This window comes from Microbacterium sp. 4NA327F11 (assembly GCF_005503465.1).
GTDB lineage: Bacteria > Actinomycetota > Actinomycetes > Actinomycetales > Microbacteriaceae > Microbacterium > Microbacterium ginsengisoli.
This window is the reverse complement of record NZ_SCOB01000011.1, coordinates 20995-35639: the sequence shown is the minus strand read 5'-3', so window position 1 is coordinate 35639 and position 14645 is coordinate 20995. Positions and strand designations below refer to the sequence as shown.

The following is a 14645-nucleotide window of genomic DNA, read 5'->3' as shown; positions in this document are numbered from 1 at the left end:
TCGCGACCTGAGCTCAGACCTCCGCGACCTGAGCTCAGACCGTCGCGACGGTCGGCTCCCACCCGAGCGCGGGCGCGACATACGTCGCGAACGACTCCATGAGGCGCAGATTGAACGCGACGCCGAGCTGGCTCGGGATCGTGATCATGAGAGAGTCCGCGCTTTGCAGGGCCTCGTCCTGCCGCAGCTGCTCGACGAGCGCGTCGGGCTCCGCCGCGTAGGTCTTGCCGAACGTCGAGCGGATGCCGTCGATGACGCCGATCTGGTCATCGCCCGCGCCGCCCCCGAAGTAGCGCGCCTCTTCCGCGGTCGTGATAGGGAAGATGCTGCGGGAGACGGAGACACGCGGCTCGCCGGGGTGACCGGCCGCCGTCCATGCGCCGCGGAACGCGTCGATCTGCTGCGCCTGCAGCACGTCGAACGGCGTGCCGTCGGCCTCGGTGAGAAGTGTCGACGACATGAGGTTCACGCCGACGGTTCCGGCCCACTCCGCACTGTCGCGGTTGCCGGCGCCCCACCAGATGCGTGAGCGCAGGCCGGGGGAGTGCGGCTCGATGCGCTGCAGCCCGGTGCCGCCGCCGAACGGGCTGTACGGGTCGCGCTCGGCGAGCCCTTCGCCCTCGATGGCGCGCAGGAACAGCGAGAAGTGCTCCCGCGCGATGTCGGCCCCGCGCGGATCCTCCGACCCGGTGTAGCCGAACGCCTCGTACCCGCGCACAACGGTCTCGGGTGAGCCGCGGCTCACTCCGAGGGCGAGTCGGCCGTCGCTGATGAGATCGACGGCCGCCGCCTCCTCGGCGAGGTAGAGCGGGTTCTCGTACCGCATGTCGATGACGCCCGTGCCGACCTCGATGCGCGAGGTGCGCGCCGCGATGGCGGCGAGCAGCGGCATGGGAGAGGCCTGCTGGCGCGCAAAGTGATGCACGCGGAACGCGATGCCGTTCACCCCCAAATCGTCCAGTCCCTGGGCGAGGTCGATCGCCTGGAGCAGCGAGTCTTGGGCGCTCAGCTGGTGGCCGCCGCCGAGCGGGCCGTAGTGACCGAACGAGAGTGTGCCGAAGCTCTTCATGTCTGACGCAACCTCCGAGGTGCGGTTTCTATTCCGACGAATGGATGCCGCGGCTTCCCCGGACATCCCGTACGACGAGCGACGCGCGGTGAGCCGTGATCACGACCGCGAGCCACGCGCCACCGAGGAGCCATCCGGCGATCACGTCGGTGAGCCAGTGGTGGCCGAGGAACGCGCGACTGAGACCGACCAGCACCGCGAACGCCGCCGCTCCGATCCCGAGGGCGAGCTTCGCGCCCCGCGTGCGCCGCCGGAGGATGAGGAGGTAGGCGATGACTCCCACGACCACGACCGCGTTGAGCGTGTGACCGCTGGGGAACGACGGCGTGTACTCATACGGCGGCACGGCCTGTTCGAGCGGCGGTCGCTCCCGACCGATCACCTGCTTCCCGGCGACGGTCATCAGCAGCGATCCGACTCCGGCGGCGACGATCAGGATCACCGGCGTCCAGGAACGGCGCCGCAGGCCGAGCACAAGCGCAGCGACCGCTGCGATGATCGGCATCACGATCGGGCCGGCGAGATCGGTGAACAGCGTCACGACGGTGTCGACGACCGGCGAGCGGAGTGTCAGGGCGACGTCGAGCGCCGGCCGGTCGATGCCCGCGATCCCCTCGCCGTTGCCCACGGCGACGGAGTCGTACACCTCTTCCGCCAGCCAGCTCAGCGCGTAGGCGAGCAGCCCCCCGATCACCAGGGTGAGGAGAAGGGCCGTGTAGGGGTGCACCGCCGCCGCCGCCCGCCGCAGCGGAGCAGGAAGGCGCGTGCGGGTGGGGTGCGGCATCCGATGTCCTTCCTCGCCGGTTCGACGCGTCGCTGTCGATTCTCGCAAAGCCGCTCGGTACGCTCGGCCCATGAGCGAGCACACGCTGGGGGACGGGGTCGTGCTGCGTGGGGCGCGGCCGGGCGATGAGGCGGGGATACTCGCGAGCATCCATGCGCTCGCGGTCTACGAGAACGAGCCCGACGCCGTCGAGACCACGCTCGCCGACCTCACCGGCACCCTCTTCGGCGCGCAGCCCCAGGCCTTCGCGCATATCGTCGAGAAGGACGGCGTGATCGTCGGTATCGCCCTCTGGTTCGTCACCTTCTCGACGTGGACAGGTCGTCACGGGATCTGGTTGGAAGACCTGTTCGTCGACGAGGCGCACCGCGGGAGCGGGTACGGTACGGCACTCATCGCCGCGCTCGCCGCCGTGTGCGAGGAGCGGGGCTACACCCGCCTCGAGTGGACGGTGCTCGACTGGAACGAACCGTCGATCCGCTTCTATCGGGAACTGGGGGCCGTGGCGATGGACGAATGGACGACGCAGCGCCTGTCGGGCGCCGCTCTGCACGCGGTGGCGACGCGATGAGGGTCGCAGTCTTCGGGGCCACGGGTGCCGCGGGTCGACGGATCGTGGATGCCGCCACCCGCCGTGGGCACGACGTGCTCGCCCTGTCGCGGGCGACGGGTGTCGACGTGCTCGTCCTCGACCAGGTGCGTGACGCGCTCGCCGGAGCGGATGCGGTCATCGATGCGGTGAACACGCCGACCTTGCACGCGCAGGAGGCGACGGAGTTCTTCCGGGCAGCGGCCGCGAACATCGTGCGCGCGTCGGCCGAGCACGGTGTGACGCGTGTCGTCGCGCTCTCGATCGTCGGCATCGACCGCAACCCCCACGGCTACTACGCCGGCAAGCTCGCACAGGAACGGGTCTACGCAGACGCGTCCGTGTCGCACACGATCGTCCGCGCGACGCAGTTCCACGAGTTCGCCGGGCAGATCTGGTCGTCAGGCGGATGGGGCCCGGTGCACGCGGTGTTCCCGGCGCGCCTGCAGCCTGTCGATCTGGGAGAGCTCGCCGAGATCCTGGTGGACGCCGTCGAGGACGCCGAGGCGGGTGGCATCCGTCACGTCGCCGGCCCCCGCGTCGAGGAGCTTCCGCGTCTCGTGAAGGCGTGGGCACGCGCGACCGGTCACCGGGGGATCCGGTTTCCGATCCCCGCGGCGACCGATCAGCTCAAGGGCATGCGCGACGGTGCGAACCTGCCGGACGCGGCGCTCGACGCGCCGCTGATCGTCGGCACGATCGACTTCGACGCCTGGCTCGCGACGCAGCGCACCCGCTGAGTCGGCCCACCCCTCAGCGACTCGCGACTTCGCGTACGAACGCGTCGACGTGCGCGCGCAGCGCGGTGATGCGCTCGGTGCGGGCGAGCTCGGGGTCGAACCCGGCGAACGAGCGAGAGGGGCGTCGGCGCACGTTCGCGGAGCACTCGAATCGTGCGCACACGAGCGTGCCGATCCCGTCGCCGCGACGCCCGGCCGCACCCGCTCGGCGTGCGGTGAAGAGCACCACGTCGTTCGGAAGTTCGACGTCGGAGCACCATGAGCACTGCGGGCGGCTGCGCGTGCGGGTCTCGGCCTCACGCAGCAGAACCCCGACGGGCTCGCCGTCGATGTCGGCGACGACGCAGCCGACGAGGGGCGCTCGGCGGTCGCGCCAGCCGAGGAAGTCGAGCGAGGACCAGTCTCGGCCGGCGAGATCATCGGGGAGCACGAGGCTCTTCCGCTCGGAGAGGGAGGCATTGACAAGACACGCGCGCAGGCGCGCGTCGTCGAGGGGACGCATGGAGAAGACCTTTCGAGATTGACGATCCGGCGAGCCGGCGGAAGAGGTGCGCACTCGCAGAGGTGCGCGCGACGAATGCGCTCAGCGCGCCGTCGATGCCGATGCACGGGGCATCGGCGACCTCCTCACGCCCGAGGGCGTCGTCTTCCCGTTGTTCACGGCGGCAGTCTATGCCCGCCGGTGTCCGCGCGGATTAGAGCGAGGGGACGGCGGCGAGCACGCCGTGGATGGCCAGCTCCACCCCGATCGCGAGGATGAGGAAGCCCATCACCCGGGTGAGCGCCCCGATCCCCGTCGGTCCGAGCTTGTCCACCAGCGGGGTGCCGTAGCGCAGCACGAGGGCGACGACCACGGCGATCACGACGGATGCCGCGGCGATCGCGACCCGGTCGAGGACGTCGGGGTTGCGCGCGGCGAGCCCGATCACGACGCCGATGGCACCTGGCCCGGCGACCAGCGGCAGGGCCATGGGGGAGAAGCTGATGTCGGCCTTGGTCTGGGCTTCGGCCTGCTCGTCGGGGGTCGCGACGACGCGGGGCACGATCATGCTGAATCCGGCGTGCATGACCACCAGTCCGCCGGCGATCTGCAGGGCCGCGAGGCTGATTCCGAGCACCGAGAGCAGCACGGTGCCGATCGCCGTGAAGACCACGAGGATGCCGCCGACGTAAAGGCCCGTGCGCCACGCCTGCGCGTGCTGCGTGCGTGCGTCGAATCTCGACGTGAGTCCGGCGAACGCGGCGACGGCGCCGAGGGGGTTCGTGATCGGCAGGAGGGCGGCGAGCGTCGCGATGAAGACGGTGATCACCCCCACATTGTGGCGGATGGGAGGTCGAGCTCGCGGCATCGGCGGTCATTGGCGCCATGATGGGTGGATGGCCGACGACCCCCGCCAGGTGCGCACCCGCGCCGCGCTCGACGCGGCGCTGCGCGCCCTGCTGCGAGATCGGCGCCTTGACCAGATCACCGTCTCCGATCTGTGCCGCGAGGCCGGCGTGCACCGCACCACCTTCTACGGGCACGCGACCGATGTGCTCGACTTCGCGATGCGCTCTTTCGCCGGCGAGATCGACCGACTCGGCACCGTCGACGCCGACGCCCAGGGCGGCGACGCCGAGGCGCTGGCGGTCGTCTACACCTCGGCACTCGTCGACACACTCGACGCGGTCGTCGCCGAGCGCGACGTCTACCGGGCGCTCTTCGGGGGCCCGACCGGCGCTGTGTTCGGGGGGATGCTCGCACAGCGGCTCGCCGACCGCGCCGAGATCGCGCTGCACTCCTTCACCGTCCGCGCGGTCGCGGGTGCGCCGACGGATGCCGCGGCCCGTCGTGAGGCGGCCGCGTACATCGGAGCCGGCGTCGCCGCGTTCATCCGCGCCTTCGCGGGTGTCGACGACCGCGAGACGGCGGAGGCCGCCGAGCGGGCCAGAGCGCTCCTGCCGGCGTGGTGGCCCGGCACCTCTGCGGCATCCGATCGCTTCTGATATCCTGAGGCGTCACCCACGTGACGCGCGTTTGCGCGCGCGCCCGTGAGGACGCCAACAATCCGCTTCGCTCCGGCTCGAAGCATCCGCTCGCACTCTCGTGGCGTGCGGCGTCGCGAAAACTCTCCGCTTCTCGTGGGCAGACACGCGTGCCGGGGCCAGAACACCCTCCACTAGGACACCCCACTACATGACTACTGCAACGACCGCCCCGGCCACCAAGCAGGTCGCGATCAACGACATCGGATCTGCCGAGGACTTCCTGGCCGCGGTCGAGAAGACCCTGAAGTTCTTCAACGACGGCGACCTCATCGAAGGCACCGTGGTGAAGATCGACCGCGACGAGGTTCTCCTCGACGTCGGCTACAAGACCGAGGGCGTCATCCCCTCGCGCGAGCTTTCCATCAAGCACGACGTCGACCCCAACGAGGTCGTCGAGGTCGGCGACCACGTCGAGGCGCTTGTCCTCCAGAAGGAGGACAAGGAAGGTCGCCTCATCCTGTCCAAGAAGCGCGCGCAGTACGAGCGCGCCTGGGGCGACGTGGAGAAGATCAAGGAGAACGACGGTGTCGTGACCGGTCAGGTCATCGAGGTCGTCAAGGGCGGCCTCATCGTCGACATCGGCCTCCGCGGCTTCCTCCCCGCCTCGCTCATCGAGCTGCGCCGCGTGCGCGACCTGACGCCGTACCTCGGCCAGGAGCTCGAGGCGAAGATCCTCGAACTCGACAAGAACCGCAACAACGTCGTGCTGTCGCGCCGCGCCCTGCTCGAGCAGACGCAGTCGGAGTCGCGCACCACGTTCCTCAACAACCTGCACAAGGGTCAGGTCCGCAAGGGCGTCGTCTCGTCGATCGTCAACTTCGGTGCGTTCGTCGACCTCGGCGGTGTGGACGGTCTCGTTCACGTGTCCGAGCTGTCGTGGAAGCACATCGAGCACGCGAGCGAGGTCGTGGAGGTGGGCCAGGAGGTCACCGTCGAGATCCTCGAGGTCGACCTCGACCGCGAGCGCGTGTCGCTCTCGCTCAAGGCGACCCAGGAGGACCCGTGGCAGGTCTTCGCCCGCACGCACGCGATCGGCCAGGTCACGCCCGGTAAGGTCACCAAGCTCGTGCCGTTCGGTGCGTTCGTGCGCGTCGCTGACGGCATCGAGGGCCTCGTGCACATCTCGGAGCTCTCCGGCAAGCACGTCGAGCTCGCCGAGCAGGTCGTGTCGGTCGGCGAAGAGGTCTTCGTCAAGGTCATCGACATCGACCTCGAGCGTCGTCGCATCTCGCTCTCGCTGAAGCAGGCGAACGAGTCGGTCGACCCGTACGGCACCGAGTTCGACCCGGCCCTGTACGGCATGGCCACCGAGTACGACGAGAACGGGGAGTACAAGTTCCCCGAGGGCTTCGACCCGGAGACCAACGCCTGGAAGGAAGGCTTCGAGGAGCAGCGCGAGAAGTGGGAGCAGGAATACGCTGCCGCCCAGTCGCGCTGGGAGGCTCACAAGTCCCAGGTCGCGAAGACGCTCGAGGCCGAGGCCGCCGGCTTCGGCTCGGTCGACGCCGCACCGTCCTCCTTCTCGAGCGATGAGGGCCCCTCGGGCACTCTCGCCGACGACGAGGCTCTCGCCGCGCTTCGTGAGAAGCTCGCCGGCAACTGACCTGCACCATTCCGCAGCACGACGCGGGCCGGAGCCTACGGGCTCCGGCCCGCGTCGTCGTCCGGGACACCGAGACGGGTAGCGTGAAGGGGTGACGGACTTCTCGGGGCACCTTCCCGGGAGCAGGTCCTACCGGCGCCTGCTCGCCGGGCTCTTCTTCGCCGGCGTCGCCACCTTCGCCCAGCTCTACTCGCCGCAGGCCGTGCTCCCGTTCATCGCCGCCGACTTCTCCGTGTCGGCCGCGGGCGCCGCACTGTCGGTGTCCGCGGCCACTCTCGGCCTCGCGGTCGCGGTTCTTCCGTGGTCGATCGTCGCCGACCGCATCGGCCGCGTGCCGGCTATGGCCGCAGGCGTGTCCGCGGCGACCCTGTTCGGACTGCTCGCGCCGCTGCTGCCCACGCTGCCGCTGCTGCTCGCCGCGCGCCTCGTCGAGGGCATCGCTCTCGGAGCGGTGCCCGCCCTCGCGCTCGCGTACCTCGCCGAGGAGGTCGACGCCCGGCATACGGCCGCGGCGGCGGGATCGTACGTGGCCGGCACGACGATCGGCGGACTCGCCGGACGCATCATCGCCGGTCCCTTCGGGGAGCTCGGTCACTGGCGCATCGGGGTGTTCGTGGTCGCGCTCGTGTGCGCCGGCTCGGCGGTGCTCTTCCTTGTGCTCGCGCCCCGTGCGCGCGGGTTCGCCGCGGCATCCGCTCTGACCCTCACCCGTGTGCGTGCGGCACTCGTCTGCAACCTGCGCTCCCGCATGCAATGGGCGCTCTACGCGCAGGGATTCCTGTTGATGGGCGGGTTCGTCGCGCTGTTCAACTATCTCGGCTTCGAGCTCGCGGGTCCGGCGTACGGCGTGCCCGCCTGGCTCGTGAGTCTGATCTTCGTGGCCTACCTCGCCGGCACGGTCTCCTCGCCGTGGGCGGGCCGGCTGGCGTCACGGCACGGCCGGCGTCGGGTGCTCGTCGCCTCGATCGGCATGTTCGTGGTCGGCATCGCGCTCACCGTCGTTCCGTCGCTGCCGGTGGTGATCGTCGGGCTCCTCGTGTTCACGGCGGGCTTCTTCGCGGCGCACGCGATCGCGTCGGGTTGGGCGCCCGTGTCAGCGGCGCCCGGTGGTCGCGCGCAGGCATCCGCGCTGTACAACCTCGGCTACTACATCGGGTCGAGTCTGTTCGGCTGGGCACTCGGACTGGTGTTCGCGGGTCTCGGCTGGCCGGCCCTCGCGGCCGCCGTGATCGCGCTGGAGCTGACCGCCGCCCTCATCGCTCTGACGCTCCTCCCGGGCCGCGGCGCCCGCCCGGTGCAGGCGGCGTCATGACGCGCCCGTCGGATCGGTCGGCACGGAGGGTCTCGGGGCGGTAACGTCGCACTATGCCGTCAACTGGCGCAGGAGAGGGGTCGACTCCGCCGGGGAGCCAGGCGAACGACGTCCTGCAGGTCATCCTGCATCGGGCGGTCACGATGTTCAGTCTGCCTCCGCTGCTGGAGAGCGCTCGCGCGCGCACAGTGATCGTCTTGCAGACGACGCTGTTCGCGGCGATCGGCCTGCTCGCGCTCTGGACGTTCCTGTTCCCGCTGCCGGGAGACGTGGGCCTGTTCGCCGTCGGCCTCGTGCTGCTGTTCGGGGCCACGTGCGCCGCGTTCATCGTTCCGTGGGGGAGTCTGAACGCGTGGGCGAGCCTTGCGCTTCCGCTGCTGGACGTCGTCGCCGTCTATGTGATGCGGCAGGCGGCGCCCACCGCCGGTATCGGCGGCATGCTCGTGCTGCCGGTGATCTGGCTGTCGGTGTTCTTCGGGGCTGCCGGGTATCTCGTCTCCCTCGTCTCGGTGGTGGGGCTGTTCGTGATCCTCCCCACGATCGACGCGAGACAGACCCTCGGGTTCGCGACCATCACGACACCGCTCGTCTTCCTGATCGTGGCGACGCTCAGCCTCGTCGGTGCCCGACAGCTCGCGGCTCAGCGTCGGCTGTTCTCCCGTCAGCGCGATGCGATGTCCATCACCCTGCAGCGCTCCCTCCGACAGGAGGTGCTGCTGGCGGAGGTGCTCGACACCATCGACTTCGGCGTGCTCCGACTCGGCGCCGACGGCTCGATCACCGTCGCGAACGAGGCGCACGACCGGTTGCAGCGCGCGGCGCGGGTCGCCGACAGCGCGACCCCGAGCGGGACCGCATCGGTCTACGCCGCCGACGGTGCCACCCCGCTCGATGCGCACGACATCCCGTTCGCGCGCGCCGCGCGGGGCGAGGTGTTCGACAACCAGGTGGTGTGGTTCGGCGCACCGGGGTCGCGCCGGCGTGCGCTGAGCGTGTCGGTGCGCCGCACCTTCGCCGCCGACGGAGCCGACTCGGGGGCGGTCATCGTCTCCCGCGACGTCACGAGCGAGCTCACGGCTCTGCGCGCCCGCGACTCGCTCGTCGCGTCCGTCTCGCACGAGCTGCGCACGCCGCTCACCTCGATCATCGGATACCTCGAGCTCGCCATCGACGACCCCGACGTCCCCGCGCACGCGCGCGGCAGTCTGGAGGTCGCGGAGCGCAACGCCGAGCGACTCCTCGGCATCGTGTCGGACATCCTCACGGCCTCGAGTCGATCGGAGATGTCGGCGGACCTGACCGTGGCGCAGCAGGACATCGACGTCGCCGAGATGCTGCGGGCCAGCGGCGTCGCCTATCGCCCGAGCGCCGCCGAGCGAGGCATCGAGATCGAGATCGACGAGATCGCCCACGTGCGCGCCTACGCCGACCCCCTCCGCATGCGTCAGGTGCTCGACAACCTCGTGAGCAACGCCGTGAAGTACAACCGCGACGACGGCACCGTCTCGCTCGCGGCGACATCCGACGGCCTCTCGACCTGGCTGACCGTCACCGACACCGGCATCGGGATGTCGCGGGACGCCCTCGGTCGCCTGTTCGAACGGTTCTTCCGCGCCGACGCCAGCCGCACGGGCGGTACAGGGCTGGGCCTGTCGATCGCGCGTGACCTGGTGCGCGCCCACGGTGGCGACATCACCGTCGAATCGACGCCCGGAATCGGAAGCGTCTTCACGGTGCGCCTGCCCGCATCGGCCGAGGCGCTCGACTCTCCGGCACCCGCAGACCTGACCGAACTCGCCCAGCGCTCCCCGCGCGCGGCGGAGGTCGGATCGGTCTGGAAGGAGCGTGGAGCATGATCCTGGATGCCTTCACCGCGTCGTTCGTCTCAGGTCTGATCTTCCTGACGGCTGCCGCCATCTTCGTGGTCACGTCGCTGGTGCGTCGGGACCGCGGCCCCGTGCAGCTATGGTCCCTCGGCTACCTGCTCAGCGCGATCGGCGTGATCGCGTACGTCGTCTGGAACGCCCTCATCGGTTCCGGCTGGGCGAGCACGGCGGCCCTCGCCGTCGGCAACGCGACGATGGTCGCCGCGGCCGCCGCGCTCGCAATCGGATGCCGCGTCGCCGACGGCCGGCCCGCGGGCGGGCCGCTCCTGCTCGGTCTCGGGCTCGGCGTGGCGACGGCGATCTCCACGCTCGTCGACGGGCCGGACGCGGGAGCCTGGGCCGGGGGCACGTGGCTGTTCCTCAGCATCGGGATCTTCGCTGCGGTGGGGTCGTGGTATTGCCTACGCGGCCGGCTCTCACGCTTCGGATTCGGCAAGGTGCTGGGCATCGCGTTCCTCGCCGAGGCGGTGGTGTACATCCTGCGAGGCGTCGTGGTCATCACCGTCGGCTCCGGGCAGCCGCTGTTCCAAGTCTGGCTCGGCAGTGGCCCCGTGAGCGCGTTCTTCATCGTGTTCACCGTCGTCGTGCTGGTCGCGACATCCATCCTCCGCTACGTGCTCGGTCCCCGTGAGACGCTGCTCTCGGCGGGAGCCGTGATGCCCGGGATGCGCGAGGGGTACCTCGACGCCGAAGGATTCCGCCGCATGGTGGACCTGCTGCTGCGCAAGGGATCCGAGCGCACCGAGTTCGTCGTCGTGTGCGCGGTGCACATCGACGCGGCCGAGGACATCTCCGCCTCCTTCGGCGGTGACGTCCTCGCGGAGCTGCGGGCGAGCGTCGCGGCCGCTGCTCGTCGATACAGCGTCGCGAACGCGCTGCTCGCCATCGAGCATGGTGTCGTGCTCACGTGCGCGATGGCCGCGAGCCCGCCTGACGCGCGTCGCCAGGCGGCGCTGCTGTACCGCGGCGTGATCGAGACGCTCGTGCAGGAGGACGGCGTCGTGCTTCCTGCGATCGGCGTCGGGGCGGCGCTGAGCACCACCGTCGGCTTCGAGACGTCCGCGATGGTCGACGGTGCACGCGCGGCGGCGGCTCGCGCGGCCGCGACCGACGAGGCATCCGTCGTCTTCGCGCCGAGCGTGTCGCACGCGTCATCGCGGTAACGTCGTCGAATGGCCGCCACCGAGGACCGTGACGCCGACCTTCGCGGTCGGGTGGCGATGCTCAACCAGCTGCTGCTGTGCGTGATCCTGGTCGTGATCGTACTGGCGGTCGCGGTCACCGACCGTGCGGCCGACCACTCACTCCTGCTCGTCGCGACGGTGATCGTGCTGGCCGGGGGAGCGGCGACCCTGGTGGTGCCGTGGGCGCGGATCGCTCGTGCGTGGGTCTACGTGATCCCACTCGCAGACATCGTCGCGATCGGCCTCGCGCGCTCCGAGCAGCACCTGCTCGGGATCGAGCTGCTGTGGGCGTTCCCGGTGATGTGGATGGCAACCCTCGGTCTCACCGCGTTCCTCACGGCCGCAGCACTCGTGCTCGTCGAGTTCGGGGCGATCATCGCGCTGGCGGGAGCGTCCGGCAGCGCGGTGAGCTACCTGCTCCCGGCCGCCGTCATCGTCGCCATCGGGGTGACGAGCTACGTGAGCAGCCGCCGCTACCGCGCCCAGCGCGTGCTGCTGGACAAGCAGATCGCGCTGCTGTCGGGTGCGCTGTCGCGCGCACAGGGCCACGAGGAGCTGATGACCGACGTGCTCGATGCCGTCGACTTCGGCGTGATCCGCATCACCGCGGACGGCGAGGTCTCGGTCTTCAGCGAGGCGCTCGGGCGCATCCAACGCTCGATCCCCGGCTTCGGTCGCCTCGATCGTCCGATCGGGGACGCCTACGCGGCCGACGGCGTCACCCTCATCGAGGAGCCGGACCGCCCGCTGCGGCGCGCGCTGCGCGGCGAGCTGTTCGAGAACGAGGTCATCTGGTTCGGTCCCCCCGACCAGCCGCGAACGGCGCTGTCGATGACGGCGCGCCAGCTGCGCTCGGGTGACGGCGCGCCCGCCGGGTGCGTCATCGTCGCACGCGACGTCACCGCCGAGCTCACTGCACTCCGGGCGCGCGATCGACTCGTGTCGTCGATCTCGCACGAGCTGCGCACGCCCCTCACCTCTGTGCTCGGATACATCGACCTCGCCATCGACCACCTCGACCGGCCCGACGACGCCGCCCGCGATCTCGACGTCGCCGCCAAGAACGGCGAGCGTCTGCTGGAGATCATCGCGGACATCCTCGCCGCCTCGAGCACCTCGCGCGGATCCATCGACCTCACCATCTCGCCGAAGCAGATCGACGTGGCCGAGCTCGTGCAGCAGGCGGCCGAGGCGTGGCGCGCCCGGGCGGCCTACACGTCGATCTCCATCGACGCGACCGACGTGCTGCCGGCGAGCGCCTGGGCGGATGCCGCGCGCATCCGGCAGGTGGTCGACAACCTCGTCAGCAACGCGGTGAAGTACAACGTCGATGGCGGCAGCATCGCCGTGCGCACGTCGTCGGATGGCACCTCGACCTTCATCGACGTGCAGGACACGGGCGTCGGCATCTCCGCCGAGGACCAGCGCCGTCTGTTCGAGCAGTACTTCCGGGCGAGGCGCGATGTCGAGGGCTCCGGGCTCGGACTGTCGATCAGCCGGGACATCGTGCGCGCCCACGGGGGCGACATCACCGTGCGGAGCGCCCCGGGGACGGGATCGACCTTCACCGTCCGGCTTCCCGCCCAGCCTCGAGGTCAGGGCGATCGCGAGTTGCACGCATGACCCTCGATCTGGCCAGTGTCTCGGTCATGACCGCGCTCGTTGTCGCGGTCGCCGGCATCCTGTTCGTCTCCGAGACGCTGCTGCGCCGCGACGAGGCGGTCGGCGCGTTCTGGGCGATCGCCTTCCTCTCCGGCATCGGCACGAGCACGGCCTACCTGGTCTGGGCGGTCGGCGTCGGCGGGTTCGTGCCGATCGCCATCGGCAACGCCCTGTTCGTGTCCTCCGCGGGCTGCATGTGGCTCGGCGCCCGGGCGTTCAACCAGAGGGCCGTACGCGGACCCGTGCTGCTGGTCGCACTGTGCGTCGCGGTGAGCGCGGCGGCGGTGATCGTGCGCGGTCCGGCTGGAGGGGACTGGGCGGGCGCCTTCGTGATGTTCGTGAACATCGCGGGGTTCGCCGCACTCGGAGCCGTCGAGATGCGACGGCGACCGGTCGGGCGGCTGCGGTCATCCGTCTCGCTGGCGGTCGTGCTCGGCATCCAGTCCGCGTACTACGTCGCGCGCACCGTCGTGTTCGTCGCGTCGGGACCCGACTCGGATCTGTTCCGGGTGGGGTTCGGGACGATCTCGACGAGCGTCCTGACGGTCACCCTGACGATCGTCGCCGTCGTCGTGACCTCCGTGCTCCGCGCGAGCCGCAGTCAGCTGCGCGGATACGGGTGGGTGTCCGACAGCGGCATCGCCGGCGACGGTGTGTTCCTGTACCCGACGTTCTTGCGCGCTCTCGACGATCTGCTCGAGCGCGCGAGGTGGGAGGGGCGACTTGTCGCCGTGATCTCGGTGCGCATCGACGATCTGCGTCGTATCGGCGACGCGTTCGGCGAGGAGGTCCGCACGAGCGCGCTGCACCTGCTGCGGGACGGTGTGCGTCGGCACGCGCCGCTCGCCTCTCTGATCGGCGAGGACGACGATCCCGGCCTGCTGTTCACGGTGCTCGCTCCCGATCCGATGGCCGTGCGCCGGGTCGCGGTGGGTGCGCACCGAGCGCTGTTCGATGCCCTCGGTCGCAGCGGTCAGGGCGTGCTCCCCGTGGTCGGTGTCGGCGTCGCGTTGAGCGAGACGATCGGCTACGACACCGAGCGTCTGGTCGCGGGGGCCCGCGCGGCGTCGCGCAAGGCGCCGACCATGCCGGATTCGTCGGTGATGTTCGCGGGCGTCGACGACGCCGGTGGGGCGGAGTAGGACGACGGATGCCGCGGCCCGTGCCATGCTCGTGACATGCCACTCATCGCGCTGACCGGCGGTATCGCCTCGGGGAAGTCCACGATCGCCGCGCGGCTGCGGGAGCACGGCGCGGTCGTCGTCGATGCCGACGCACTGGTGCGCGAAGTGCAGGCGCCGGGGAGCGCGGTGCTCGCACGCATCGCCGATGTGTTCGGCGCCGATGTGCTGGATGCGTCCGGAGCGCTCGACCGCCCCGCGCTCGGCGCACGGGTGTTCGGCGACCGTTCCGCGCTCGCCCGGTTGAATGCGATCGTGCATCCGGCAGTGCGCGCGGAGTCTGCGGCGCGGTTCGCCGCGGCCTTCGCCGAGGACCCCGCCGCGGTCGTGGTCTACGACGTGCCGCTGCTCGTCGAGGCCCGCGTCGACGATCCGTGGGAGCGCATCGTCGTGGCGCACGCTCCGGCGGCTCTGCGTGAGCAGCGCCTGGTCGAGCTTCGGGGGCTCTCTCCCGACGATGCCCGTGCGCGCATCGCGTCGCAGGTCTCCGATGAGGCCCGGCTCGCGATCGCCGACGACGTCATCGACACGAGCGGCACGGTGGGGGAGACGATCGCCCAGGTGGACGCCCTCTGGAGCCGGCTGCGCGGCTGACCCCGTCGGCCGG

General features: G+C 70.5%; 14 protein-coding genes. 10 read left to right on the top strand and 4 right to left on the bottom strand.

The genetic code is table 11. The features are described from left to right. Nucleotides 1-34 precede the first annotated feature (34 nt). Nucleotides 35-1069, bottom strand: a complete 1035-nt coding sequence (locus tag FFS51_RS08800; protein ID WP_137878123.1) for an LLM class flavin-dependent oxidoreductase — start codon at nt 1067-1069, stop codon at nt 35-37. Nucleotides 1070-1097: 28 nt separating this feature from the next. Further along, a complete protein-coding gene (locus FFS51_RS08795) occupies nt 1098-1853 on the bottom strand; it encodes a phosphatase PAP2 family protein (RefSeq protein WP_171006149.1) in 756 nt (251 codons plus the stop codon). A 70-nt stretch (nt 1854-1923) separates the two neighbouring features. Here FFS51_RS08795 and FFS51_RS08790 point away from each other — a divergent pair, with 70 nt between their 5' ends. Further along, nucleotides 1924-2424, top strand: coding sequence for a GNAT family N-acetyltransferase (locus FFS51_RS08790; RefSeq protein ID WP_171006148.1), 501 nt, complete (start codon nt 1924-1926; stop codon nt 2422-2424). Then, nucleotides 2421-3182 (top strand): SDR family oxidoreductase, encoded by a 762-nt coding sequence (locus tag FFS51_RS08785; protein ID WP_045246510.1) that lies wholly within the window; start codon nt 2421-2423, stop codon nt 3180-3182. Before FFS51_RS08790 ends, FFS51_RS08785 begins: the two co-directional genes overlap by 4 nt. A 13-nt stretch (nt 3183-3195) precedes the next feature. Here FFS51_RS08785 and FFS51_RS08780 read toward each other — a convergent pair whose 3' ends face one another. Continuing rightward, nucleotides 3196-3684: an FBP domain-containing protein gene (locus tag FFS51_RS08780; protein WP_056209908.1), complete on the bottom strand. Its 489-nt coding sequence runs from the start codon at nt 3682-3684 to the stop codon at nt 3196-3198. A gap of 193 nt (nt 3685-3877) precedes the next feature. After that, entirely contained in the window at nt 3878-4492 is a 615-nt protein-coding gene (locus tag FFS51_RS08775; protein ID WP_137878121.1) for a MarC family protein, read from the bottom strand. 67 nt (nt 4493-4559) lie between these two features. Here FFS51_RS08775 and FFS51_RS08770 point away from each other — a divergent pair, with 67 nt between their 5' ends. The 8 genes from FFS51_RS08770 to coaE all read left to right on the top strand — a co-directional run bounded on the left by FFS51_RS08770 (nt 4560) and on the right by coaE (nt 14632). Then, the gene (locus FFS51_RS08770) at nt 4560-5168 is read left to right on the top strand and encodes a hypothetical protein (protein WP_137878120.1); all 609 of its coding nucleotides are present in this window, start codon (nt 4560-4562) and stop codon (nt 5166-5168) included. Nucleotides 5169-5358: 190 nt separating this feature from the next. Next, complete coding sequence (rpsA, locus tag FFS51_RS08765) at nt 5359-6813, top strand: 30S ribosomal protein S1 (RefSeq protein ID WP_056209902.1); 1455 nt, start codon at nt 5359-5361, stop codon at nt 6811-6813. 91 nt (nt 6814-6904) lie between these two features. Further along, the gene (locus tag FFS51_RS08760; protein WP_137878119.1) at nt 6905-8125 is read left to right on the top strand and encodes an MFS transporter; all 1221 of its coding nucleotides are present in this window, start codon (nt 6905-6907) and stop codon (nt 8123-8125) included. Between the two features lie 53 nt (nt 8126-8178). Beyond that, on the top strand, nt 8179-9981 hold the full coding sequence (locus tag FFS51_RS08755) for a sensor histidine kinase (protein ID WP_137878118.1): 1803 nt from the start codon (nt 8179-8181) through the stop codon (nt 9979-9981). Next, on the top strand, nt 9978-11174 hold the full coding sequence (locus FFS51_RS08750; RefSeq protein ID WP_137878117.1) for a UbiA prenyltransferase family protein: 1197 nt from the start codon (nt 9978-9980) through the stop codon (nt 11172-11174). The genes FFS51_RS08755 and FFS51_RS08750 overlap by 4 nt, the downstream gene beginning before the upstream one ends. A 9-nt stretch (nt 11175-11183) precedes the next feature. After that, nucleotides 11184-12818 carry a sensor histidine kinase gene (locus FFS51_RS08745; RefSeq protein WP_137878116.1) on the top strand — a complete coding sequence of 545 codons (1635 nt, stop codon included), beginning with the start codon at nt 11184-11186 and terminating at the stop codon, nt 12816-12818. Continuing rightward, nucleotides 12815-13999 carry a nucleotidyl cyclase domain-containing protein gene (locus tag FFS51_RS08740; protein WP_137878115.1) on the top strand — a complete coding sequence of 395 codons (1185 nt, stop codon included), beginning with the start codon at nt 12815-12817 and terminating at the stop codon, nt 13997-13999. Before FFS51_RS08745 ends, FFS51_RS08740 begins: the two co-directional genes overlap by 4 nt. Before the next feature lie 36 nt (nt 14000-14035). After that, entirely contained in the window at nt 14036-14632 is a 597-nt protein-coding gene (gene coaE, locus FFS51_RS08735; protein ID WP_056209882.1) for a dephospho-CoA kinase, read from the top strand. Nucleotides 14633-14645 lie beyond the last annotated feature (13 nt).

Excerpts from the sequence above, each read along its gene's own strand:
- FFS51_RS08800 (WP_137878123.1), bottom strand. The coding sequence starts at position 1,069 with ATGAAGAGCTTCGGCACACTCTCGTTCGGTCACTACGGCCCGCTCGGC.
- FFS51_RS08795 (WP_171006149.1), bottom strand. The coding sequence starts at position 1,853 with ATGCCGCACCCCACCCGCACGCGCCTTCCTGCTCCGCTGCGGCGGGCG.
- FFS51_RS08790 (WP_171006148.1), top strand. The coding sequence starts at position 1,924 with ATGAGCGAGCACACGCTGGGGGACGGGGTCGTGCTGCGTGGGGCGCGG.
- FFS51_RS08785 (WP_045246510.1), top strand. The coding sequence starts at position 2,421 with ATGAGGGTCGCAGTCTTCGGGGCCACGGGTGCCGCGGGTCGACGGATC.
- FFS51_RS08780 (WP_056209908.1), bottom strand. The coding sequence starts at position 3,684 with ATGCGTCCCCTCGACGACGCGCGCCTGCGCGCGTGTCTTGTCAATGCC.
- FFS51_RS08770 (WP_137878120.1), top strand. The coding sequence starts at position 4,560 with ATGGCCGACGACCCCCGCCAGGTGCGCACCCGCGCCGCGCTCGACGCG.
- rpsA (WP_056209902.1), top strand. The coding sequence starts at position 5,359 with ATGACTACTGCAACGACCGCCCCGGCCACCAAGCAGGTCGCGATCAAC.
- FFS51_RS08755 (WP_137878118.1), top strand. The coding sequence starts at position 8,179 with ATGCCGTCAACTGGCGCAGGAGAGGGGTCGACTCCGCCGGGGAGCCAG.
- FFS51_RS08750 (WP_137878117.1), top strand. The coding sequence starts at position 9,978 with ATGATCCTGGATGCCTTCACCGCGTCGTTCGTCTCAGGTCTGATCTTC.
- FFS51_RS08745 (WP_137878116.1), top strand. The coding sequence starts at position 11,184 with ATGGCCGCCACCGAGGACCGTGACGCCGACCTTCGCGGTCGGGTGGCG.
- FFS51_RS08740 (WP_137878115.1), top strand. The coding sequence starts at position 12,815 with ATGACCCTCGATCTGGCCAGTGTCTCGGTCATGACCGCGCTCGTTGTC.
- coaE (WP_056209882.1), top strand. The coding sequence starts at position 14,036 with ATGCCACTCATCGCGCTGACCGGCGGTATCGCCTCGGGGAAGTCCACG.